Here is a 927-nt window from a genome sequence, read left to right as displayed (position 1 = left end):
TGTGCCGAATGGTAGCTGCATCGGTCTGACCGACCGGGGCGGGCACCGGTTGAACGGAAAAGAGGCGGAGTTCTTCATCGCGCGATTGGAGGACGGCGCGGAAAATCCGGGCAGCCAATCAAGACCAGACGGGCAGGGGAGGGGCGTAACACCAGGAGGCGCGGGGGCATTCCCACTCGGACGGCAGCTCTGACCTGTGGGCGGGGCTGAAAGGAAAGCAAGCTTTCTGATTTGTGATCCCTCAAGGGGTCGAGAAAGCAATCCCGGATGCGTTGGCAAGAACGTCAGGCACCGGCCAATCCAAAAGGAACCATCCCATGTTCGCAGGAACCCTCACCCGCAATGTCGAGACCGCAGCCGTTCAGTACACCGGCATAATCCATTCGACGCGCTTTGACATCGCCATCCAGTTGGAGGCGCGGGCCAAGATGTCTGAACGCAGCCCGGATTTTGACGTGACGGCAGTCAACAAATCAGGCCGCAAAGTGCGCATCGGCACGGCCTGGAACGAGACCGGCAATACCAGCGGCAACCCCTACATCTCGATGCAGATCGATGTCGGCTTGGGTCCGTTCCGGGTCAACGCGGTGCAGACGAAAGAGGCGCGCGCGGCCCAGAGCGGCGAGTTTGAGATCATCCCGCTGGTCTCGAACGGCCTGATGAAATCCGGCTCGATCTCGGGGGAGCTCACCGCCATGGACGCCGACAACGCCTTCACCGGCTACATCGCCAACATGATGTTCGATCTGGAGTTCATGCTGATCGAGAACAGCTACAAATCCGAGGAAACCCACCCCGATTACCGGATCGAGGTCAGCTCGCCCCGGGGCACACCGATCCGCGTCGGCTCGGCGTGGATGGCGAAAAGCAGCCGCACGGGCAATGACTACCTGTCCCTGCTGATCAACACGCCTGATGGCGACCTGC

1 protein-coding gene and 1 pseudogene are annotated in these 927 nt (G+C 61.1%); both read left to right on the top strand.

Annotated features, from left to right (window positions below):
• Positions 1-193 (top strand): annotated as a pseudogene (locus A3764_RS26195) (hypothetical protein); the annotation flags it as partial.
• 124 nt (positions 194-317) lie between these two features.
• On the top strand, positions 318-927 hold a 610-nt coding region (locus A3764_RS23725), incomplete at its 3' end, for a DUF736 family protein (RefSeq protein ID WP_067952185.1).

Source organism: Sulfitobacter sp. HI0129 (genome assembly GCF_001635395.1).
Taxonomy (GTDB): Bacteria; Pseudomonadota; Alphaproteobacteria; order Rhodobacterales; family Rhodobacteraceae; genus Sulfitobacter.
This window is presented reverse-complemented; position numbering and strand designations above follow the sequence as displayed.